The 549-nt window shown below is 44.6% G+C and carries 1 protein-coding gene; it reads right to left on the bottom strand.

From position 1 onward, the window contains the following. On the bottom strand, window positions 1-284 hold a 284-nt coding region (locus WMO65_RS26475), incomplete at its 3' end, for a relaxase/mobilization nuclease domain-containing protein (protein ID WP_349064938.1). Window positions 285-549 lie beyond the last annotated feature (265 nt).

Below are 549 nucleotides of genomic sequence, written 5' to 3'. Positions count from 1 at the left end.
TGGCAGAATTCCTGCATGACCTCAAACACCTTTTCAGGGGACGCATCCTCTTTGAAGGAGATCACGAAATGGTATCCCTGCCTCCCTGACTTTTTGCCATACTCCTCCTTTGTATCCAGCATGGTCTGGTACACCTCCTTAGGTGTGCTCCCCGCATTCCCCCCGATCCATTGTCCGCCTTCGGTCTTATTCTCCTTCATGATGTATCCAATGCCATTCTTCAAATGCCGCGATGGTTTCCGGCTTCCGGACTGCTTCATATGCATCAGCTTTGTAAGTGCCATCAGCTCCTCCGTTCCACGAAAAAAGGCACTGGATCCTTTCCAATGCCTTTTTCTTATAACCTTTTACTGGCTTTTTTATCATTTCTTCCTTTTCCGGCTGTTCTGTCTCGGGCACGCCGGACATATACAGCCGCTTTAGCTTCAAAGTGTGATCAAGGTGTCATTTATAACATATTGATATTTTTTGTTAATACCAACTTCTCCAAGAAAAAACCACAACATATAAAGTGTTATATGGCTCTCTGTTTTACTGGAATATAGCAAG

Source organism: Blautia caccae (assembly GCF_040095955.1).
Taxonomy (GTDB): Bacteria; Bacillota; Clostridia; order Lachnospirales; family Lachnospiraceae; genus Blautia; species Blautia celeris.
This window is presented reverse-complemented; position numbering and strand designations above follow the sequence as displayed.